General features: G+C 32.0%; 18 protein-coding genes. 14 read left to right on the top strand and 4 right to left on the bottom strand.

Annotation, left to right across the window (positions count from 1 at the left end; translation table 11 throughout):
- The first annotated feature begins 63 nt into the window (after positions 1–63).
- Positions 64–1,356, top strand: coding sequence for a tyrosine--tRNA ligase (gene tyrS, locus WH52_RS13015; RefSeq protein ID WP_086031393.1), 1,293 nt, complete (start codon positions 64–66; stop codon positions 1,354–1,356).
- Here the strand turns inward: tyrS and WH52_RS14830 are convergent, their stop codons facing one another.
- Positions 1,357–1,545: a hypothetical protein gene (locus WH52_RS14830; RefSeq protein WP_143592172.1), complete on the bottom strand. Its 189-nt coding sequence runs from the start codon at positions 1,543–1,545 to the stop codon at positions 1,357–1,359.
- A 124-nt stretch (positions 1,546–1,669) separates the two neighbouring features.
- On the opposite strand from WH52_RS14830, the gene WH52_RS14825 reads away from it, so the two are divergent.
- The 13 genes from WH52_RS14825 (at position 1,670) to WH52_RS12950 (ending at position 18,912) form a co-directional block, all read left to right on the top strand.
- Complete coding sequence (locus WH52_RS14825; RefSeq protein ID WP_143592171.1) at positions 1,670–2,035, top strand: hypothetical protein; 366 nt, start codon at positions 1,670–1,672, stop codon at positions 2,033–2,035.
- Positions 2,036–2,126: 91 nt separating this feature from the next.
- Positions 2,127–3,170, top strand: coding sequence for a transporter family protein (locus WH52_RS13005; RefSeq protein ID WP_086031391.1), 1,044 nt, complete (start codon positions 2,127–2,129; stop codon positions 3,168–3,170).
- Between the two features lie 85 nt (positions 3,171–3,255).
- Complete coding sequence (locus WH52_RS13000; RefSeq protein ID WP_086031426.1) at positions 3,256–3,798, top strand: DUF2911 domain-containing protein; 543 nt, start codon at positions 3,256–3,258, stop codon at positions 3,796–3,798.
- An 85-nt stretch (positions 3,799–3,883) separates the two neighbouring features.
- Entirely contained in the window at positions 3,884–4,819 is a 936-nt protein-coding gene (locus WH52_RS12995; RefSeq protein ID WP_086031390.1) for a ketopantoate reductase family protein, read from the top strand.
- 142 nt (positions 4,820–4,961) lie between these two features.
- The gene (leuS, locus tag WH52_RS12990; protein WP_086031389.1) at positions 4,962–7,775 is read left to right on the top strand and encodes a leucine--tRNA ligase; all 2,814 of its coding nucleotides are present in this window, start codon (positions 4,962–4,964) and stop codon (positions 7,773–7,775) included.
- 103 nt (positions 7,776–7,878) lie between these two features.
- The gene (locus WH52_RS12985; RefSeq protein ID WP_086031388.1) at positions 7,879–8,835 is read left to right on the top strand and encodes a hypothetical protein; all 957 of its coding nucleotides are present in this window, start codon (positions 7,879–7,881) and stop codon (positions 8,833–8,835) included.
- 52 nt (positions 8,836–8,887) lie between these two features.
- Positions 8,888–10,093 carry a GNAT family N-acetyltransferase gene (locus WH52_RS12980; RefSeq protein ID WP_233131567.1) on the top strand — a complete coding sequence of 402 codons (1,206 nt, stop codon included), beginning with the start codon at positions 8,888–8,890 and terminating at the stop codon, positions 10,091–10,093.
- A gap of 1 nt (position 10,094) precedes the next feature.
- Positions 10,095–10,961 (top strand): acyl-CoA thioesterase, encoded by an 867-nt coding sequence (locus tag WH52_RS12975; protein ID WP_086031387.1) that lies wholly within the window; start codon positions 10,095–10,097, stop codon positions 10,959–10,961.
- 122 nt (positions 10,962–11,083) lie between these two features.
- A complete protein-coding gene (locus WH52_RS12970) occupies positions 11,084–11,764 on the top strand; it encodes a TIGR04282 family arsenosugar biosynthesis glycosyltransferase (protein ID WP_086031386.1) in 681 nt (226 codons plus the stop codon).
- Positions 11,765–11,844: 80 nt separating this feature from the next.
- Positions 11,845–14,958, top strand: a complete 3,114-nt coding sequence (locus WH52_RS12965; RefSeq protein ID WP_158091379.1) for a TonB-dependent receptor — start codon at positions 11,845–11,847, stop codon at positions 14,956–14,958.
- Positions 14,959–15,026: 68 nt separating this feature from the next.
- Positions 15,027–15,899: a YDG/SRA domain-containing protein gene (locus WH52_RS12960; protein ID WP_086031384.1), complete on the top strand. Its 873-nt coding sequence runs from the start codon at positions 15,027–15,029 to the stop codon at positions 15,897–15,899.
- Positions 15,896–16,780: a sterol desaturase family protein gene (locus WH52_RS12955; protein ID WP_086031383.1), complete on the top strand. Its 885-nt coding sequence runs from the start codon at positions 15,896–15,898 to the stop codon at positions 16,778–16,780. The genes WH52_RS12960 and WH52_RS12955 overlap by 4 nt, the downstream gene beginning before the upstream one ends.
- Positions 16,781–16,821: 41 nt before the next feature.
- On the top strand, positions 16,822–18,912 hold the full coding sequence (locus WH52_RS12950; protein ID WP_086031382.1) for a S46 family peptidase: 2,091 nt from the start codon (positions 16,822–16,824) through the stop codon (positions 18,910–18,912).
- A gap of 36 nt (positions 18,913–18,948) precedes the next feature.
- Here WH52_RS12950 and WH52_RS12945 read toward each other — a convergent pair whose 3' ends face one another.
- Genes WH52_RS12945 through WH52_RS12935 form a run of 3 tightly spaced genes read right to left on the bottom strand, consistent with a single transcriptional unit; the run spans position 18,949 to position 21,924 of the window.
- Positions 18,949–20,208, bottom strand: a complete 1,260-nt coding sequence (locus WH52_RS12945) for a BamA/TamA family outer membrane protein (protein WP_086031381.1) — start codon at positions 20,206–20,208, stop codon at positions 18,949–18,951.
- Entirely contained in the window at positions 20,205–20,939 is a 735-nt protein-coding gene (locus WH52_RS12940; RefSeq protein ID WP_143592169.1) for a hypothetical protein, read from the bottom strand. The genes WH52_RS12945 and WH52_RS12940 overlap by 4 nt, the downstream gene beginning before the upstream one ends.
- Positions 20,929–21,924 (bottom strand): glycoside hydrolase family 113, encoded by a 996-nt coding sequence (locus WH52_RS12935; RefSeq protein ID WP_086031379.1) that lies wholly within the window; start codon positions 21,922–21,924, stop codon positions 20,929–20,931. The genes WH52_RS12940 and WH52_RS12935 overlap by 11 nt, the downstream gene beginning before the upstream one ends.
- Between the last annotated feature and the right edge of the window lie 7 nt (positions 21,925–21,931).

Genomic DNA, 21,931 nt, shown 5'->3' with positions numbered 1-21,931 from the left:
ACAGCGAATTTAGTTTTTTTTGACTGATAAACTTATCTTTGTCTGCTGATAAATTAACAGACAATGAAGAATTTTATTGAAGAATTACAATGGAGAGGAATGTTACACGATAGCATGCCTGGAACAGAAGAACATCTTTTAGAAGAAATGCGTAGTGCATATGTAGGTTTTGATCCTACTGCCGATTCATTACACATTGGTAACCTAGTTCCTATTATGTTATTAGCACATTATCAACGTTGTGGTCATAGACCTATTGCTCTTGTTGGTGGTGCAACAGGAATGATTGGTGATCCTTCTGGTAAATCTTCTGAACGTAATTTATTAGATGAAAAAACCTTACGCCATAATCAAGAATGTGTAAAGAAACAATTAGGTCATTTTTTAGATTTTGAATCTAAAGCTCCTAACGCTGCTCTTTTAGTGAACAACTACGATTGGATGAAAGAGTTTTCTTTCTTAGAGTTTATTCGCGATGTTGGTAAACACATTACCGTAAATTACATGATGGCAAAAGATTCTGTAAAAAATCGTATTGGTTCAGAATCTAAAGAAGGAATGTCGTTTACAGAATTCACTTATCAAATGGTACAAGGATATGATTTCTTACACTTGTATCGTGAAAGTTCAGCAACATTACAAATGGGAGGTTCTGATCAATGGGGAAATATTACTACAGGAACAGAATTAATTAGAAGAATTGGTGGTGGAAAAGGATATGCGATTACTTGTCCGTTAATCACAAAATCTGATGGCTCTAAATTTGGTAAGTCAGAAGGAGGAAATGTTTGGCTAGATGCAAAAAGAACTTCTCCGTATAAATTCTATCAATATTGGTTAAACACTTCTGATGAAGATGCTGAAAAGTATATTAAAATCTTTACGTTCTTAGACAAAGAAACTATTGATGCTTTAGTAGAAGAGCATAAAGAAGCACCACATGTTCGTGTATTACAAAAACGTTTAGGAGAAGAGGTTACTGTATTAGTTCACGGAAGAGAAGAATATGAAAAAGCTATTGCTGCTTCTAATATTTTATTCGGAAAATCGACTTCGGAAGATTTAAAATCATTAGATGAACAAACATTTTTAGATGTATTCGATGGAGTACCGCAAGCAGAAGTAACACAACAAGACATTACTGAAGGATTGGATATGATTGGTGCTTTAGCAGCTAAAACAAATTTCTTAAAATCGAATGGAGATGCACGAAGAGCTTTAAAAGAAAACTCAATCTCAGTAAACAAACAAAAGGTAAAGGAAGATTATACAATTAGTCAAGACGACTTAATTGCTAACAAATACGTATTATTACAAAGAGGTAAAAAGAACTACTTTTTAATAAAAGTTGCTTAATTAAGAAGCAATTTTTACATCAAAAGTTAAAGGGCATCGCTTACAGTTGATGCCTTTCTTTTTATACTTATTACAGCATTTATTCTTAGGCTTTATACAATTACTTGTACAAGCTGTTGAACAAACTGAGGCTTCTTTTATAGAAACCACCTCTTTAACCTTCTTATTTTCAGTATAAAAAACTATCATCTTCAAAAAATCCGATGCAAATATAGTGTTTTATTTAGAATAAATTAAAATTAATTTTCATCCTATAAATATTGGGTATCAAATCTTTGGGTAGTATCTTTGTAATCCCAATAAAACAGGAGCTTTGCTAAAAAAATTAGCCATATACTTTTTTGTATTTCTATACGGTGTAGCCATGTTACGCCCAATAGCTCCTTTTGTAGAATATGCCATTAATTACGATTACATAGCTAAAGTTTTATGTATTAACAAAGACAAACCAGAAATGAACTGTAAGGGGAAATGTCAGTTAATGAAAAAACTAGAACAGCAACAAGAAGACGATTTTAAATCACTTCGAATTGCTATGGAAGAATATCCTATCGGATTCGTACAATTAATACAGGTAGAAACGCCTACTCTTATAGAATATCAAAAAAATAGCTTTTCGTATAAGCAATCATATACATATCAATATTCACCTTCAGTATTTCACCCTCCTACTGTTTAAATTTTACATACAGAATTAACACAAATTTTGAGCTAATCTTAAGATTAGCTCTATGTACTACTATGTAAAATTTTAAATAAAAACACTACTGATGAATTCAATTAAAATCATCTTTATAGGAATACTTGTATTCTTATCACAGACAATAAACGCACAAGAAAAAGAACACCACACAAACGAATGGAAATCTAACAGACCCGATGGTCATGCACCAATAAGTGTAATGGGAGATCATTACCACCACAAAGGAGAAGTTATGTTTTCTTACAGATTCATGTATATGAACATGAAAGGTCTTTTACAAGGAGATAATGCTATTTCAAATTTAGCTACTCATCAAAAAGGATATATGGTTACGCCACTTTCAATGCCAATGAAAATGCATATGTTGGGTGCTATGTATGCTCCATCAGATAAGATAACCTTAATAGCAATGGTAAACTACATTCAAAACGATATGGCCCTACAAATGCGTATGCCTAACGGAATGACAAGAGCTTTCTCTACATCATCATCTGGTTTAGGAGATATAAAGTTAGGAATGCTATATAAATTCATTAATAAAAATAAGGAATCGTTACACGCAAATGTGGGAATCTCTATTCCAACAGGTGAATTAAACGCAAAAGATGTAACACCAATGTCAGCACCAAATAAAATTCAATTGCCATACCCAATGCAAATAGGTAGTGGAACCTACGATGCAGATTTAGGATTAACCTATTTAGGTCAAGCAGAAACATTTTCTTGGGGAAGTCAATTAAAAGGAACCTATCGTTTTGGAAAGAATAGCTATGATTATTCTTTAGGAAATCGTTACAGTTTAAATTCTTGGTTTGCAGTAAAAACACATCAATGGTTAAGTTTCTCTGCTCGTTTGGAAGGATTGATAGTGAGTCCTATTAATGGAAAAAATCCAAATTTAAATCCAATGATGGTTACTACTGCAAATACCGAAAACTCTGGAGGGAAGTTTATCAATGGAGGTTTAGGTTTTAGTGTATATGCTTTTAAAGGTTCTCTAAAAAACCTACGATTTGGTTTTGAATTTAGCACACCACTTTACCAAAACCTTAATGGGATTCAACTTAAAAACAAGGAAACAATTACAGCTGGGTTACAGTATTCTTTATAGTTTTCACATAATTTTAATATTTATTCTTGTAAGGTTATCTAATTTCATTGACCAAGGAATAATAAATAATTCAAAACACGAAATCATGAAAAAATCAATTTTAACAATAGTATTTTTTGCATTCGCTTTAATATTCTCTTCTGAAGCTACTGCTCAAGAATTTGCTGAATTAGACAAAAGTCCAATGGATGCTGCTACGTACCCTTCTAGCTACCGTAATTCAGACAAATTAGTAAAAGTAGTATACAGTCGTCCTCAGTTAAAAAAGAGATCTTTATCTAAATTAGCTCCTAATGGAAAAGTATGGAGAACGGGAGCAAATGAAGCTGCAGAAATTACTTTTTATAAAGACGTTACTTTTGGCGATAAAAAGGTAAAAGCAGGTACGTATTCTTTATTTACGATCCCTGGAGATAAAGAATGGACTGTAATTATTAGTTCAGCTTTAAACGTATGGGGTTCGTATTTCTATAAAGAAAATGAAGATGTTGCTAGAGTTACTGCTCCAGTAACAAAATCTAAAAAGTCAATCGAAGAATTTTCTGTTGCTTTTGATGGAGAAGACAACAATGCAACCATGTATTTAGGATGGGGAAATGTTATCGTGTCTGTGCCTATTAAAGGATAATTCAAAAAAAACATAACCTTAAAAACCTGATAGTAATAATCTATCAGGTTTTTTATTTTATTTAATTTTACAAAAAACAAAACCTATGAATATTGTAGTTTACGGAACAGGAGGCGTTGGAGGATATTTTGGAATTCGCTTAGCGCAGTCGGGGCAAAATGTAACTTTTATTGCAAGAGGGAAACACCTTGAGGCTATTCAAAAAAATGGTTTGCAATTAAAAAGTATCAAAGGAGACTTCACCTTAAAAAATGTAAATGCCACCGATGATGTTTCTACAGTCTCAAATCCAGATTTGATTTTAATTGCAACTAAAACGTGGCAATTAGAAGAAGTGGCAAACAAAATTCAACCTATATTAAATGACAATACAGTTGTTATTTCATTATTGAATGGAGCAGACAATGCAGAAAAGCTTGCCAATATTCTTGGGGAGAAACATGTGTTAGGTGGTTTGTGTAAAATTGTTAGTAAAATAGAAGAATACGGAGTTATCAATCATATGGCAATTGAACCATATATTGCCTTTGGCGAATTAAATAATAGCCAATCAACGAGGATAAAAGAAATCAAAGATGCTTTTGATAAAGCTGAAATCTTCAATCAAGTTCCAGACAATATACAAGTGGCCATTTGGTCTAAGTTTTTATTTATCACCACCATTAGTGCCCTTGGCGGACTTACAAAAGCTACTTTAGGAGAAATGAGAACGCAGCCAGAAGTCAGAAATCTGATGTTACAAACAGCAGAAGAAATTGTAGCTGTTGCAAATGCTAAAGGAATTCCTTTAAATAAAGAAAATATTCAAAAAGTGTTTCATTTTATAGACAAACTTCCTTACGAAACAACGGCTTCCTTACAGCGAGACATCATGGAAGGACGTCCTTCTGAATTAGATGCCCAAGTAGGAACTATTCATAAAATGGGTCAAGAACTAAACATCTCTACGCCTATCAATTCGTTTATTTATCACTCCCTAATAATTGCTGAAAAAAGAAACAGAAAAGAATCTTTAAGCTAATTAAAATCAGGTTTTCTTCTTCCAAACAAGAATTGTAAATTTGCAGCTTCAAAATCACGTCATTGCGAACAACGTGAAGTAATCTCATAAAAAGATTACCACGTTATTTCATTCCTCGTAATGACAGGAATAAATTTAAAGAATGCAATACAATCATCAAGAAATAGAAAAAAAGTGGCAAGAGTATTGGGCAAAGAACCAAACTTTTAAGGCCAGTAATAATTCTGATAAGCCTAAATACTATGTGTTAGATATGTTTCCTTATCCATCTGGAGCAGGATTACATGTTGGACATCCATTAGGATATATCGCAAGTGATATTTATGCGCGTTACAAGCGTCATAAAGGGTTTAATGTATTGCATCCACAAGGATATGATAGCTTCGGATTACCAGCTGAACAATATGCGATTCAAACTGGACAGCATCCAGCAATCACTACCGAAACAAATATTAAAACATATAGAGGACAGTTAGATAAAATCGGATTCTCATTCGATTGGTCTCGTGAAGTTCGTACTTCAAATCCAGAATATTATAAATGGACACAATGGATCTTTATCCAGTTGTTCAATTCTTGGTATAATAAAGATACAGACAAAGCAGAGGATGTAAGTACACTTGTAGGGATGTTTGAAGCAGAAGGAAATGCTAATGTAAATGCTGTAGCCGATGAAGATATCAAACAATTTTCTGCAGATGAGTGGAAGAACTTTAGCTCAAAAGAGCAACAAGAGATATTATTACAATATCGTTTAACTTATTTATCAGATACTGAGGTAAACTGGTGTCCAGCTTTAGGAACTGTATTAGCCAATGATGAAATTGTAAACGGAGTTTCAGAACGTGGAGGACATCCAGTAGTACGTAAAAAAATGACCCAATGGTCTATGCGTATTTCTGCATATGCACAACGTTTATTAGATGGATTAAATGGAATTGATTGGCCACAGCCTTTAAAAGATATTCAAACCAACTGGATTGGTAGAAGTCAAGGAGCCATGGTTACTTTTGATGTAGATGGACATGATGCAAATATTGAAGTATTTACTACAAGGCCTGATACTATTTTTGGGGTGTCTTTTATGACCTTAGCACCAGAACATGATTTAGTAGCTAAAATTACTACTGATGCACAACGTGAAGCGGTAGAGGCATATGTGGAAGCTACAGCAAAACGTTCAGAGCGTGATAGAATGGCTGATGTAAAAACCATTTCAGGAGTGTTTACAGGAGCGTATGCATTACATCCATTTACAGGAAAGCAAGTACCAATTTGGATTGGAGATTATGTATTAGCAAGCTACGGAACAGGAGCTGTAATGGCAGTACCATGTGGAGATCAACGTGATTATGATTTTGCAAAGCATTTCGGATTGGAAATTCCAAATATTTTTGAAGGAGTAGACATTTCAGAACAAGCAAATGATACCAAAGAAGGAATTAAGTTAGCAAACTCTGATTTCTTAGATGGATTGAATTATAAAAAAGGAATGAAAACCGTAATCTATGAAATGGAAAAACGCGGTTTTGGTTTCGGAAAAATAAACTATCGTTTACGTGATGCAGTATTTAGCCGTCAACGTTATTGGGGAGAACCATTCCCAGTATATTACAAAGACGGAATGCCACAAATGATAGCAAATGAACATTTACCTATCGAATTACCAGAGGTAGAAAAGTATTTACCAACAGAAGATGGTAAACCACCATTAGGAAATTCAACAGAATGGGCTTGGTCTACAGAGACAAATTCAGTTGTTTCGAATGATCAAATTAATAATGAAACTGTATTTCCATTAGAGCTAAATACCATGCCAGGTTGGGCAGGAAGTTCTTGGTATTTTAACCGTTATATGGATGCTACAAATGATGGAGAATTTGTAAGCAAGGAAGCAGTTGAGTACTGGAAAGAAGTAGATTTATATATTGGAGGTTCTGAGCACGCAACAGGACATTTATTATATGCACGTTTTTGGCAAAAATTCTTATTTGATAGAGGATTCTTACCAGTTGATGAATTTGCAAAAAAATTAATCAACCAAGGAATGATCTTAGGAACTTCTGCAATTGTATACAGAGTTTCTGGAACAAATAAATATGTTTCATTAGGATTAAAAGATCAATATCAAACAGAAGAATTACGTGTAGATGTAAAGTTAATTAACTCTTCAGATGAATTAGATTTAGATGGTTTAAAGAATTGGCAACCTCAATTTGCGGATGCAGAGTTTGAGTTAGAAGAGGGTAAATATATCGTTGGAAGAGAGGTTGAGAAAATGTCTAAGCGTTGGTTTAATGTGGTAAATCCAGATGATATTTGTGAAGAATACGGAGCTGATAGTTTACGTTTGTTTGAGATGTTCTTAGGACCTTTAGAGCAATTTAAGCCATGGAAAACATCAGGTATTTCTGGAGTGTACTCTTTCTTAAAGAAACTATGGAAGTTATTCCACAACGGAGAAAATTTTGAAGTTTCAGAAGGAGAAGCTACAAAAGACAACTTAAAAACTTTACACAAAACCATTAAGAAAGTAGAAGAAGATATTGAGAATTTCTCATTCAACACATCGGTTTCTACCTTTATGATTGCTGTAAATGAGCTAACAGCTCAAAAGTGTAATAACAAAGTTATTTTAGAACAATTATTAGTATTAATTTCTCCTTATGCGCCTCACATCGCTGAAGAATTATGGAATAAGTTAGGTCACGAAGAATCAATTTCTACAGCAGCTTTCCCAGTATTTGATGAAAAACACTTGGTAGAAAGTTCTAAGAATTACCCAGTTTCTTTCAATGGTAAGATGCGTTTTACACTTGAATTACCATTAGACATGAGTAAAGAAGATATCGAAAAAACGGTAATGGCTCATGAGAAAACACAACAACAATTACAAGGAAGAGAGCCTAAAAAGGTAATTATTGTTCCTGGTAAGATTATCAATATTGTAGGATAAAAAACAATCCTATTTAAATAGAACTCCTTTGTTAATTTTTACAAAGGAGTTTTTTTTATTATTAACTTTTTCTCAAATTTGTGATTCACCCTCCAAAAAACCTATGAACAAAATCAACGTAAATAGCTCTTGGCTATTCTTTTTAATTCCTGTAGGAGTAGTTGTCTTTATTGTAATTCCAGAATTAAAAGACTCTTATACTGTCTTTCAAAATCAAGAAATTAAACATCAACAAAATATTGCTCAATTAGACTCATTAAAATTGCTTGAAAACCCAACGACAAGAATTAAAAATAAAATTAAACGCTTAGAAATTTCTGTTCCAATATCAGAAAGAGGAATTGAAAGACAACGTTACACATATTATAAAACTGGTGGAATGTTAGCAGTTTTAGCCTTTATGTTCACAGGAATGTTCGGTTCTAGTTATTTAGCTAAACTAAAAAAAACATCTCCGAAAAATAAAGTTATTGAATTTAATTATGGAGATCCAAATCACGATGTTATTGGAAGAGAAATATCTTGGAGTGCGGTAGAAAATTCAGGAAGCAACTTTTTAAGTGAACGTTTAAAAAAAACAGCTTTAGGATATAAAATAGCATCTAGCGGAGCTATGAAATTTATATCATGGAGTTTTTTCTTAATGGGACTCAACTATGTTGCATGGAGCTTTATAGAGCATTATAAATTTAGTAACAAACCTCTTGATTTTATGCAAGGTGGTAAACTGTTTTTTACTTCAGGAGGAGTGTTTATGCTTGTTGGTTTTTTCTTCTTTTTATCGAAAGGTACCAAAGTGTTTTTCCATAATCGAAAAAGAAAAATGGTTATTGGTGAAAAAATTCTACCTTTTCAACAAGCTTATGCCTTACAGGTATTAGAGAAGTTTATTGAAGGAAATTCTTCAGGAAGTTATTTTTGTTACGAACTAAACCTAATTACCAAAGAAGGAGATCGTTATAATTTACTAAATCATGGAGACAAGCAATATTTGTTAAGTGATATGGTAAAGATTAGCAAATTCTTAAACGTTCCTGTATGGAATAAAGGAGTTGTGTAGCTTAATATTTCCTAAACTTTTAGTAATTTACCCTCAAACTATACTTAGCTAAGTGAATATTTTATCTTGTACTACACATTCGAATAATTATCAGCTTTATACTTCTATAAAAGAGGTTCCAAAAGAAGTTTGGACTACATTACAATGTGAAGATAGTATTTATCTAAGTCCAGACTATTTAGAAGCTCTAGAAAACCATAATCCAAATATTACTTTTGCGTATTTGGTATTACTCGACGAAGCTAATACACCAACTGCATTTACTACCATACAAATTGTAGATTTTTACTTAGAAAGCGTTCAAAACGACATGCAATCTATTGTAGATTGGGTAAAATGTATGGGAAGAAAATTACGAATCATTTCACCAGAAACACCTTTTAAAGTACTTACTAGCGGTAATATTTTTGTAAGTGGCGAACACGGAATTTTCATCAAACAAGACCAAGACAAACAGCAAATTATTAAAGATGTTGCCAAAGCATTGGTAGCATATTCAAACTCACATTACAAAGGCAGTATTGATGCTTATATGCTAAAAGATTTTTTAACCGAATCTTTGTATATAACTGATGAATTAAAAGACGATCACTTCAATTCTTTTCAAGTAGAACCCAACATGATATTATCTCTTGATAAAAGCTGGAACACTTTTGACGATTATTTAGCTGCCATGAGAACCAAGTTTAGGGTTAAGGCTAAAAAAGCCATGAAACAAAGTGATAGTTTACGAATAGAAGATATTTCTATTGAAATGTTAGATGAGTTGTTACCACAAATGACAACTCTATACAAAACCGTAACTAATAAAGCTGGATTTAACTTAGGAGATTTTGATTTAGAAACCTATAAATGTTTAAAACAAAATTTAGAAGATCAATATTTATTAAAAGGTTACTGGTTAGAAAATAAGTTAGTAGGTTTTATGTCGGGTATTATTAACCAAGATACTTTAGACGCACATTTTGTTGGTATAGATTACAAGTTCAATAAATCGTATGCAATTTATCAACGAATGTTGTACGATTACATTATTTTAGGAATAGAGCAAAACGTAAATTATATCAACTTCGGAAGAACTGCAAGCGAAATTAAAAGTTCGGTAGGCGCAGTTCCTCAAGACTTAACCATCTATTTACGTCATAAAAAAACAATCCCAAATAAAATTTTAAGCCTATTTTTAAATAAGATTAAACCAACTGCGTTTAAACAAAAACTACCTTTTAAAGAGGTTATACAAGTACTAAAAACAAATTAAAATGAAAGACACTCAAGAGTTATTAAACATTTTAACTTTAGAAGATATAGGAAATAACAATTTCAATGGTGATAGCAGAGATATTGGGAGTCCAAACGTATTTGGAGGTCAGGTATTAGCACAATCATTAAATGCAGCATATAGAACAGTTCCTAAAGAACGAATTTTACATTCGTTACATTCTTATTTCTTAGAAGCTGGTAATTTAGAACTTCCCATTACATATAATGTGCAGTCTATTAGAGATGGAGGTAGTTTTTCTACCCGAAGAGTTACAGCACATCAAGGTGAAAAAACAATTTTCATTTTAGCCTGTTCTTTTCATAAAAGAGAAGATGGTCATGAACACCAAATGCCTATAAAAAAAGATATAAAACAACCAGAAGAATTATTGAGCTGGACAGATATGCTAGATCAATTCGGAACTTTTTTACCAAAGAAAATGAAAGCTTTTTTGAGTATTGAACGTCCTATTGATTTTAAACCTGTTCAAATTGTAAATCCGTTGGATGCAAAAGATTTACCTCCTGTAGTAGATGTTTGGTTCAAGTTAAAAGGAGACTCTTCTAACCTTGAATTAGCAATTAAACAACAAATATTAACCTATATTTCAGATTATAATATTCTTACTGCTTGTTTAAACCCAAATGCAAGTGTAGCTAATTTTGGAAATACACAAATGGCAAGTTTAGATCATTCGATGTGGTTTTATCGTGATTTTGATTTTAATGATTGGATGTTATTTTCTGTAGAAAGTCCAAATACTTATGGAGCAAGAGGGTTTGCCTGCGGAAATATATATACCAGAGATGGAAAGTTAGTAGCTTCAGTTGCTCAAGAAGGCTTAATGCGACCAATGAAAAGATAAAACTATCTAAATCAAATATAAAAACTCAAAACACCTTTTTAGGTGTTTTTTTTATGAAAAACTGTAATGACATCAGCCTTTTCTCGACTTTAAAATCTTTACAAAACTGTGTTTTTATTTAAATGACTGATTACCAAAAACAAACTACTATTCTATTATTTGCCAATTCTGCTGAAGAAGAAGCAAATAATAAAACGTTTGTTCATAGTAAAGAGGTTTTTGATACACTGAATACAAAAACACAGCGATTAGCTGAAAAAACAGGTTTAAGAGTTCTTCTATCTACAGAAAAAGAACAAATAGGAACTACTTTTGGTGAACGATTTGCAAATGCAATTCAATCAGCATTTAATCAAGGTTTTAGTCAAGTAATAACTATTGGAAATGACAGCCCTGATTTAAAAAGCTCACACCTAAAAAATGCTTTAGAAAATTTAATTTTAGGAAAAGCTACTTTAGGTCCTTCTTACGACGGTGGAACTTATTTAATTGCCTTTCAAAAAGAACAATTTTCAAAACAAGCATTCGCTAATTTACCTTGGCAAACATCAAAAGTTTTTAGTTCTTTAAAAGCTTATTTTGAACATCAACAAATCGAAGTAAGTCAACTCAATTACTTATCGGATATTGATGTTTACAATGATCTTTTAACTTTTGTTAATCGTATAAAAAACACCTACCAGTTTTTACGAGATTTAATAACTACCTTAATTCAAAATGCGTTTGATCTTCTTCATATAACTTTTAAACCTCAACAATACACCTATAACTTTTTTAATAAAGGCTCTCCAATTAGACTCTAATCGATTAAACATTTAAATCTTTCTTCATCAAGATTTATTATACATGAACATTTATCAATTAAAGTCAATACATAATTCACGTGAAAACTACAATTAATGTAATTATACTGCTACTTTTTGCAGTTAGTATTTATGCTCAAGAAACAACTGGTAATTTAGAAGGGAAAATAGTTGACAACATAAAACAAGCTATTCCTTTTGCAACCGTAATAATTAAAGATACTGAAACCAATTTTACCTATGGCACCACCTCTCAAGAAAGTGGTCATTATGTAATTGCTAATATTCCTCCAGGAAACCAATACACTGTAGAGGTTAGTTTTGTTGGATTTCATACCTATAAGGTAAATAATGTAACTATTAATTTAGGAAAAACATCTTTGTTAGACATTGTATTAAAAGAAGAAAGTACTTCTTTAGAAGAGGTCGTAATTACTGGAACTTCTTCTAGAAAAAATGGGACGGTAATTAGTTCTCAAAAACTACTAAAAACACCTACAATTAGCAGAAGTGTTCAAGATTTAACAAGAAATTTACCAGAGGCCAACTTAAACTCTTTTGGAGGAGCAAGTAATCGCTTTAACAACTTTAATATTGATGGTATTGCAAGTAATGACGTAGTTGGTTTCCAAGAACCTGCCAGCGGAGCCGCTGGTTCATCTGCAAACGGAACACCAGGGAGTTTATCTCGCAGTCAACCTATTAGTTTTGGAGCCATTAAAGAGCTTTCTGTAAAAACCTCTCCTTTTGACGTAAGCGTAGGAAATTTTACTGGAGCAAATATCAATGTGGTTACAAAAAATGGTACAAACACCACTAAAACGGAAATCTATGGATATGGTAATAATCAAGCATTGGTAGGTTCTTATGCAAACGGAATTAAACAAGATGTTGATAGTTTTTATGATATTCAATTAGGAGCAGGTATAGGCGGAGCATTAAAGAAAGATAAGTTATTCTACTATTTCAATATAGAACAAGCCTTGAGTAAAACCCCATTAATTGGTGCACCAGGAACAAATGCCTCTAATATTAGTCAACAAACTGTAATTGATATTGCTAACAAACTTCAAAATGACTACAATTATGATCCAGGTGCTTATGAAAACAGTGGTATAAAAACAGCTTCTACTAAAGTATTTGCTCGTTTAGATTATAATATTTCAAACAAACACAAACTCACCTTTAGAAACAATTTTGTAAAAAGTTTCGCCGACAATTTAGAGTGGAATCAGGCAGTTTTTAACTTTGGTAACCAAGGGTATCGACACAATAGTATTTTAAATAGTACTACTATTGAACTAAACTCAACCTTATCAGAAAATACTTCTAATATCTTAACCATTGGTTATAATAAAGTTAAAGAAGATAGAAGCTATGATGGTAGAGTATTTCCTCATATTGAAATTACTGATACTTCTAATAGAATTTTTGCTGGGACCTATAGAGAAGCTTCCATATACAATACCAACCTAAACACTTTTCAATTAACAGATAAGTTTACCTTTTACAAAAACAACCATACTATTACAGCCGGATTATTATTACAATATAACGATATAGATTACGGTTTTTTAACTGCTTGGAATGGACGTTGGGCATATAAATCAGTAGATGATTTTTTAAATGATAGACCTTCTCGAATTCGTGGTGTGTATCACGTAACAAACAACTCTTTTGATTTTGTAAACAATCGCCCATCAGCTACTATTGATGTGTTAACCTCAGCTGCATATATCCAAGACAAAATTCGTTTAAACGATAAACTAACTGTAAATGTAGGATTGCGTTTAGATAATCAATTGTTATTAGATGAACTACCTTTAAGTCCATTAGTAAAAAGTACTCCTGAATTTAGCGAGTTTACCAATAAGATTAGTGCAAAACCTCATGTAAATCCAAGACTTAATTTTAAGTATGTATTGGATGAGGATAGAAAATATACAATTGAAGGAGGAAGTGGTTTATTTACTGGGCGTATTCCCTATTTATGGTTTGCTTATGCTGAATATATTTCTGGAACAGATTATTTTAATGTAGATATTAGACCAGGAGGAAATACAGTACAATTAGTTGAAAACTTAGGATCTTTAGCTAGCCAACAACCAGGTTTAACTGAAATCAATTTAATTGACAATGACTTTGAGCTACCCAGAGAATGGAAAACACGTTTGAGTTTTGAAGCAAAGCTTCCCGAAAATTTCCGATTTACAACACAGGCGACCTATACCGAAGTTTTAAAAGGAATTTATTTCCAATCAATCAATCGTCGTTTAGAGTTTAGCAATTATTCCGGGGCAGATACGCGTCAGTTTTATAATGGAACTCGCATAAACAATAATTTCACCAATGTTTTCTTACTGCGAAATACAAATAAGGGATATCGATATAATCTAACTTTCGGATTGTACAAAGAAGATAAAAACTACAACGGTTTTATTGGATATACTTATGGAAAAAGTAAAGACATTTCAAGTACTGTAAGAAACTCATCGGCAGCTAACTTTGAATGGAATCAAGCTGTTAACTCTCACAGTCCTGATGTCTCTTTTTCAAATTTCGATTTACGTCACAAGTTAGTTTCCTCACATGGATATAACTTCAACTTTAAAAATAAGCATCAACTACAAACTTCTTTATTATACACCGGAACCTCAGGTAGCCCTTATTCTATCGTATATCAAGGAGATGTAAACAGAGATGGTTCTTCTAGAAACGATTTGGTATATATTCCTGCAAATCAAAATGAAATTCAATTGCAAGATATTACAGACGGAACAGGAAACGTACTTGTTTCTTCTCAAGAGCAATGGGATCGATTGAATAGTTTTATTAATAACAATGACTATTTAAGAAACAATAGAGGTTCTTATGCAGAAAGAAATGGAGCAAGAACTCCCTGGAACCATCAATTAGATGCAAAGTTTTTATATAATATTCCTTTTAAAAACAAGCACAACTTACAAGTTAGTTTAGATATATTTAATGTGCTCAACTTAATAAACAATGATTGGGGACGTTTAGTGTATGTACCAAATGTGGTGAATTCTAGCTTTAATTTATTAGAATTTAAAGGAGTAGAAAACAACCAACCTGTATATCAATTTACCATTGACGAAAATGCAAAACCTTGGGTAACCGACGCTATTAATTCACGCTGGAAAGCGCAATTAGGATTAAAATATCAGTTTTAGTTTTTTGTAACCCCTGTAACAATTTAAAAACGTTTATTTCAGTAACTTTGAAGTAAACGTTTTTTGCTATGGAAAGAATTTTTGGAGAAATCGAAGGAATTAAAGAAGGACATATTTTTTCTAACCGAATGGAGGTTTCTTTAGCTAAAGTTCATAGACCTACTCAAGCTGGAATTAGTGGAAGTCAAAATGAAGGAGCTGATTCCATTGTTATTTCAGGAGGATATGAAGATGATAAGGACTTTGGAGACATTATAATTTACACTGGACATGGAGGTAGAAGTAATGAAACAGGTAAACAAGTTGCCGATCAGCAATTAAAAAGACAAAATTTAGCATTAGCCAAGAGTTGTTTAGAAGGATTACCTGTAAGAGTAATTAGAGGGAAGCACAAAGGATCTATTTATAGTCCAAATGAAGGCTATAGATATGATGGTCTTTTCTTAATTGAGGAATACTGGAGAAAAAAAGGAAAAAGTGGTTTTTATGTTTGGTTGTTTAGACTGAGAAAAATTAAAAACCTCAAACTTATTGTTGAGGAATCAGAGGAAGAATATAAAAGTAAAAGAGTGCCAACTCAAATTCAGAGGATAATCAGAAACACCAACTTAAGTAGAAAAATAAAAGAAATGTATAGGTACAAATGTCAGGTATGTGATATCCAAATCGAAACTTCATCAGGATATTATGCTGAAGCATCACATATTAAGCCATTAGGTACTCCTCATAATGGGCCTGATTCATTGGACAACCTTTTATGTTTATGTCCAAATCATCATGTAATGTTTGATTTTGGAGGATTTTCAATAATGGAAAACTTTGAAATATTGGGAATAGATGCTAAACTTACTATTCACAAAGACCATACGATAAACCCTAAGTATACAAAATATCATTTTGAACACTTTTATAGCGAACAAAATAGAACAGATTTAAAATGAACAAATACCTTGATATTATAAAAAGCTCTTATTCCGATTATTGGAATTATTTAAAACAATCTGTTTTATTAGAATTGAATTGGGAGAATTATTTTTATGGTTTAATTATAATTTCTTTGGTTGTTTGGGTTTTAGAAATGCTATTTCCTTGGCGTAAAAATCAATCGCTTTTTCGAAAAGATTTTTGGTTAGACACTTTTTATATGTTCTTCAATTTCTTTCTACTTAATTTGATTGTTTTTATAGCACTTTCAAATACAGCTGCTCAAGTTTTTAACGATATTCTTGGAATTGTAGGTTTGTCGATTACCAATTTTCAAGTATTCGACATCAATACTTTTCCTTATTGGGCTAGATTACTTGTCTTTTTTACCGTTATTGATTTTGTGCAATGGTTTACCCATACGTTATTACACAAATACGAGTTTTTATGGAACTTCCACAAAGTACATCACTCTGTAAAACAAATGGGATTTGCAGCACATTTACGTTACCATTGGATGGAACCCGTAGTGTATAATTCTATGAAATATATTCCGCTGGCAATTATGGGCGGATTTACAGCACAAGATGTAGCTATTGTTCATTTTTTCAATATTACCATCGGTCATCTAAACCATGCAAATATTAATTGGGATTATGGTTGGTTAAAGTATATTTTAAACAACCCAAGAATGCATATTTGGCATCATGCTAAAGAATTGCCAAAAGAAAGACGTAAAGGTGTTAACTTCGGCATTACTTTAAGTATTTGGGATTATATTTTTAAAACCAATTACATTCCTTACAACGGAAGGGACATTGAAATTGGTTTTGAAGGAGATGAGCATTTCCCAAAAGACTTTATTGGTCAAGAAATATATCCTCTTAACAAAAAATAATTTAGAGAATTGTACCTTTATCCGATAAATTATAAAATCAGATGAAGTATATAAAAATTCTATTCTTATTTCTTTTTGTTCAAGTATTTGCTCAGCAAGGTGGAATGTGGATTCCTTCACTTTTAGAAGGCATGAATGAACAAGAAATGAAATCGTTAGGTAGTAAACTTACTGCTAAAGACATTTACGATGTAAACAATTCAAGTTTAAAAGATGCTATTGGTCATTTTAATGGAGGTTGTACTAGTGAGGTAATTTCTCCTAAAGGATTAATTTTAACCAATCACCATTGTGGTTTCGGACAAATTCAATCACATTCTTCTTTAGAAAATGATTATTTAAAAGATGGTTTTTGGGCTATGACTCAAAAAGAAGAACTTCCCAATAAAGGTTTGTATGTAGAATTTATTGTACGCATTGACGATATTACCAAGCAAGCTTTAGCTGGAGTTAATGATGCTATGACTGAGCGTGAAAAGCAATCTGCCATTGATAAAAACATCAACCAACTTACTAAAACAGCAAAGAAAGAAGATTGGCAACTTGCAAAAGTGCGTCCTTTTTATAAAGGAAATCAGTATTTCTTATTTGTTACTGAAAAGTTTGAAGATGTACGTTTAGTTGGAGCTCCTCCAAGCAGTATTGGTAAATTTGGTAGTGATACCGATAACTGGGTGTTTCCGCGTCATACAGGAGATTTTTCTTTATTCAGAATTTATGCTGATAAAAACAATCGTCCTGCAAAATATAGCAAAGACAATGTTCCTTATACTCCTAAACACTTTTTACCAGTGTCTTTAGATGGTGTAGAAGAAGGTGATTTTACCATGGTATTTGGTTTCCCTGGTCGTACCAATGAGTATTTACCAGCAGCAGCCATTAAACATATAACCCAAGAGTTTAATCCAAGTAATATTGCCATTAGAGAAGCAGCATTAAAAGAAATTGATGCACAAATGAAAGCTAGTGATGCCATTAGAATTAAATACGCATCTAAACAAGCACGTATTGCCAATGCTTGGAAAAAATGGATTGGTGAAAACTTAGGAATTCAGAAAAGTAATGCTATTGAAAAGCGCAAAGCTTTTGAAGCAACTTTTGAAAAGGCTTTAAAAGAAAAAGGTTTAGAAAGTAAGTATGGTAACATCTTACCTGAGTTCGAGACACTATATAAAGATTTCGCCAACATTAATATTAAAAGAAGAAACTTTATTGAAGTATTCTTGGTTACAAATGAGTTAATGCAAATGGCATTTAGAGCTTATCAATTAGAGCAAACGGCTTTAAATAAACCAGAAGACTTTGAAAAAGCAAAAGCATCTTATATTGGTCGTTTAAAAGGAATTCATAAGAATTATGATGTTAATGTAGATAAAGGAGTTTTTAATAATGTAATGCCTCTATATACTAAAAACGTTGATGCTTCTATTTATAACAAAACTAGTTTAACTGATTTAGACAAAGCTCTAAAATTATTAGAAGGAAATGCTAAACAAGTAGTTGAAAACTTAAATAAAGATGCTGCTTACCAATACGCTAAACCAATGGTTTCGGAATTTTATTCTAAGATCAATCCAGAATTCCAACAAAAGAATCAAGCAATAGCAGCTTTACAGAAAAAATATATGAAAGCTTTAATGGAAGCGTTGCCAAATGCTCGCTATTTCCCTGATGCGAATAGTACTTTACGGGTTACGTATGGACAGGTTAGAGGATATGCTCCAAGAGATGCGGTATACTATAATCCTGTGAGTTATTTAGACGGAGTCATTGAAAAGTATGTTCCTGGAGACTATGAGTTTGATGTTCCTAAAAAGCTTCGCGATTTATACGATGCTAAAGATTATGGGCAATATGCTGATAAAAACGGAAAAGTACCGGTGTGTTTCTTAGGAACCAACCATACTACTGGAGGAAACTCAGGAAGTCCTGCTATTGATGCTGAAGGAAATTTAGTTGGATTAAACTTCGACCGTGTATGGGAAGGAACGATGAGTGATATTAATTACGATCCAGAAATTTGTAGAAACATCATGGTAGATCTTCGTTATGTATTATTTATCGTAGATAAATATGCTGGAGCAAAGCATTTAATTGATGAAATGAAATTGGTACATCCAAAGAAAAAATAATACTAAAAAGGCGAGGTAAATTCCTCGCCTTTTTTATTAGAAATATTGTCCTATTCCAAACACAAAACCTTTAGATGCATTTTTGGTTAAACCATAACCATAATCAATTCTAAAAATTGCATTGAATATTTTTTTATTGATAAAACGTAGCCCAACTCCCGAATATACACGCACATTATCACTATCTAAAAAGTCGCTTAAACTTCCTCCAGGGTTTCTCCATGTACCAAAATCATTAAAAACATTACCTTGTATTGCCAACCAGTTATTTTCGTACAATGTGTGTCTATATTCAGTATTCCAAACAATACTTCCTGTACCTCTATCTACTAAAATTCCAACCCCTCTAAGATTTACATTATTATCCAATGCAAAAGGAGCAAAAGGCGTATTATTATTAGAAGATAAACCTACACGTAATCGGTTTGCCCAATTTCCTTTTTCTCCTAATCGTTTGTAATAAAAAAAGTCGTTCCAAAAAATTAAAAAATCATCTTGATATTGATTTTCTGAAGTTACAAACTGTCCATAAAACTGACTCTTAAAGCCGCTTATATATTGATAATAATAATCTAGATTATCATATGAATATACAAACTTTAATAATCGTTTACTCACATTTAAAGACCTTGGGACATTAGGAGATGTACTTCCGCTTAAATAATCATACTTTTCTTTAAAAAAATTAACTCCAAATTGTAATTGATGTTTGAAATTAATTTGATACAAACCGAGTACTTCGTATGATATATTTTGATATCTATAATTTGCTGTTTGGTCATCAAAATAAAGTGGTTCTTCACTTACCCAATTTTGATGATGTAATGCAATTCCCCATTTACCAGAAAACAAAGTTGGAGCACGAAAATTAATTCCATAAGAATCAAATCCGTTATTTTGATAAAAACCTCCAAAAGCAATATTTCTTCCTAAAAAATTGAAGTCATTGAGTCCTATTTTATACGCAAATCTTCTGTTTGTAGTTGTCCAAAAATTCAATTCAGGAATTATCGTAAAGTTCTCTTCTATATTTACAAATACATTGTATTTATTCTCATGTGAATGAAATACTTGAAAATATGCATGAGAAATTGCAGGTAATCGTTTTAGTCTAATGATATCTTCTGCTAACAATACCGAATCTAATTTCTTACCTTTTTTAGATTCTAATATTTTTTTTAGCTCATAAATCTTTGTTTTTTTGGCCCCTCTAATAGTGATTTCTTCAATATTCTTTTCTTGTGAAAAAAGATTGAAAATGATAAAATAACATAAAACAGAAACAACTAATCTCATTCGACTTTGAAGCTTTTTTGAATTACTAAATTTACCCAATTATCTTCACTTACTCCCATCATTGTAAAATGATATTCATTATTAGCGATTAAGTTTGGCGGCTCATTTCTAGTTACATTTAGCACAACATTTGAAGTATTATAATATTGAAAACACTTTTCGTACGTATAAGTTCCTGATAAAAGATTGTTTGAAGCATCCGTTAAAACCTGAAAATAAATAGCATTTTCTTTTACTGTTCCATCTTCCCAATAAAATTTTGAAGATAAAGAACTGTTCGAATCTATAGTAACATTATCGGTCCATTCAGTTGGTTTATTTTGATGTTTTAATAAAATAGGATTTGATTTATGAAACTTACCATTAGACATGTAAGTGACTATACACCAAGTTTCTTTGTTATTATCTCTTACAAATCTTCCTAAATATCCATTAAAAACATCTTCTTTTGGTAAATCTATCGGCTTATATAGTGAAAAGTTATTTTTATCAACCTGTGTGTTTTCTGTTTCGAAATATTGAATATTAGTAGCCGTTGGAATAGGGTAATAAAAAACATAAGCTATTTGATTATTATCTTTTTTACTAGCTGCACAAGCAATTACTTCGTCTTGTTGTAAATGGGAATTTACTTGAATTAAATCTTGTAATGTATGTATAGTAGGGTCATCAGAAGAACAAGCTCCCAATACCAAAAATACGATTATATAACACCAAGATTTAAAGTCCATAATTTTGTTTTATTGTTTCTTCAGCAGGTTTATTTTGAGGTGTAAAACGATTGTTTTTCATCCCTCCTACTTTTTCATAATTATGAAACCACTTCCAAACAAAACCACCAGCAAACCAATCTTCTTTCCAAAACTGATTGTAAAGAGCTTGTAGTCCATTTTTTTGATTTTCATGATTTATTTGCCCTTCTACTCTATTGGAGTCCCATGGTTCTTTTCCAGTAAAATGAACACTTCTATATCCGTATTCTGTAAATAAAATTGGTTTTTGATATTGTTGCTGAACCTTTTCTATTTCTGTTTTATGAGGCAACCAGCCTTTTTCAAACTCTTCTAAAGTAGGTTGTTGTTTTGTACTTAATGGAAAATAGGCATCAACCCCAATATAGTCGAGAAGATTCCAAAAAGGAACTCGTTTAAACTCATCCCAATTGGCAGCATAGGTCAGTTTTCCTGAATATACCTTTCGAATTTTTCCTATTAATTGCTTCCAATATTCTGGTCTGTGTAGAATGAACTTTTCCAACTCAGTACCAATACAAAATATTTCTGCTTTTAATTCTTCTGAAGTTTTAGCAAAACTTACAATAAATTTCTCGTATGAAGTTTCTAATTGCTTCCAGTCTTCTTCAGACTTCATTTCAATTTTACCAGTATACGTTCCGTTCCAAACCCAAATTTGAGGTTTTACCATTACCTTTATTTTTTCCTTACGAAACTCGCTACTGTATTGTTTTAATCCTTCATTAGTTTCTCCAAACCATTGCCTTTTTGCATTGTATTGAACTTCGGGAGAAGAAATACTTCTAATAAAACCAAAAGGCATCAACGCCACGTAGTTCGCTGATACCTTTTTTACGGGTTGGATATGTTTATTGTTTATTGCCTCAGAAGAAGCTACAAAACTAACTCCGTTTATTTTTTGAGTTTGACTAGAGCATGAGAAGCACACTAAACTTAGTAAAAGAAGTTTAAATATTTTCATACTCTAA

The sequence above is a fragment of the Tenacibaculum holothuriorum genome (assembly GCF_002120225.1).
In the GTDB taxonomy this organism is placed as follows: Bacteria; Bacteroidota; Bacteroidia; order Flavobacteriales; family Flavobacteriaceae; genus Polaribacter; species Polaribacter holothuriorum.
The sequence above is the reverse complement of the archived record's forward strand: the minus strand, read 5'-3'. Positions and strand labels throughout refer to the sequence as shown.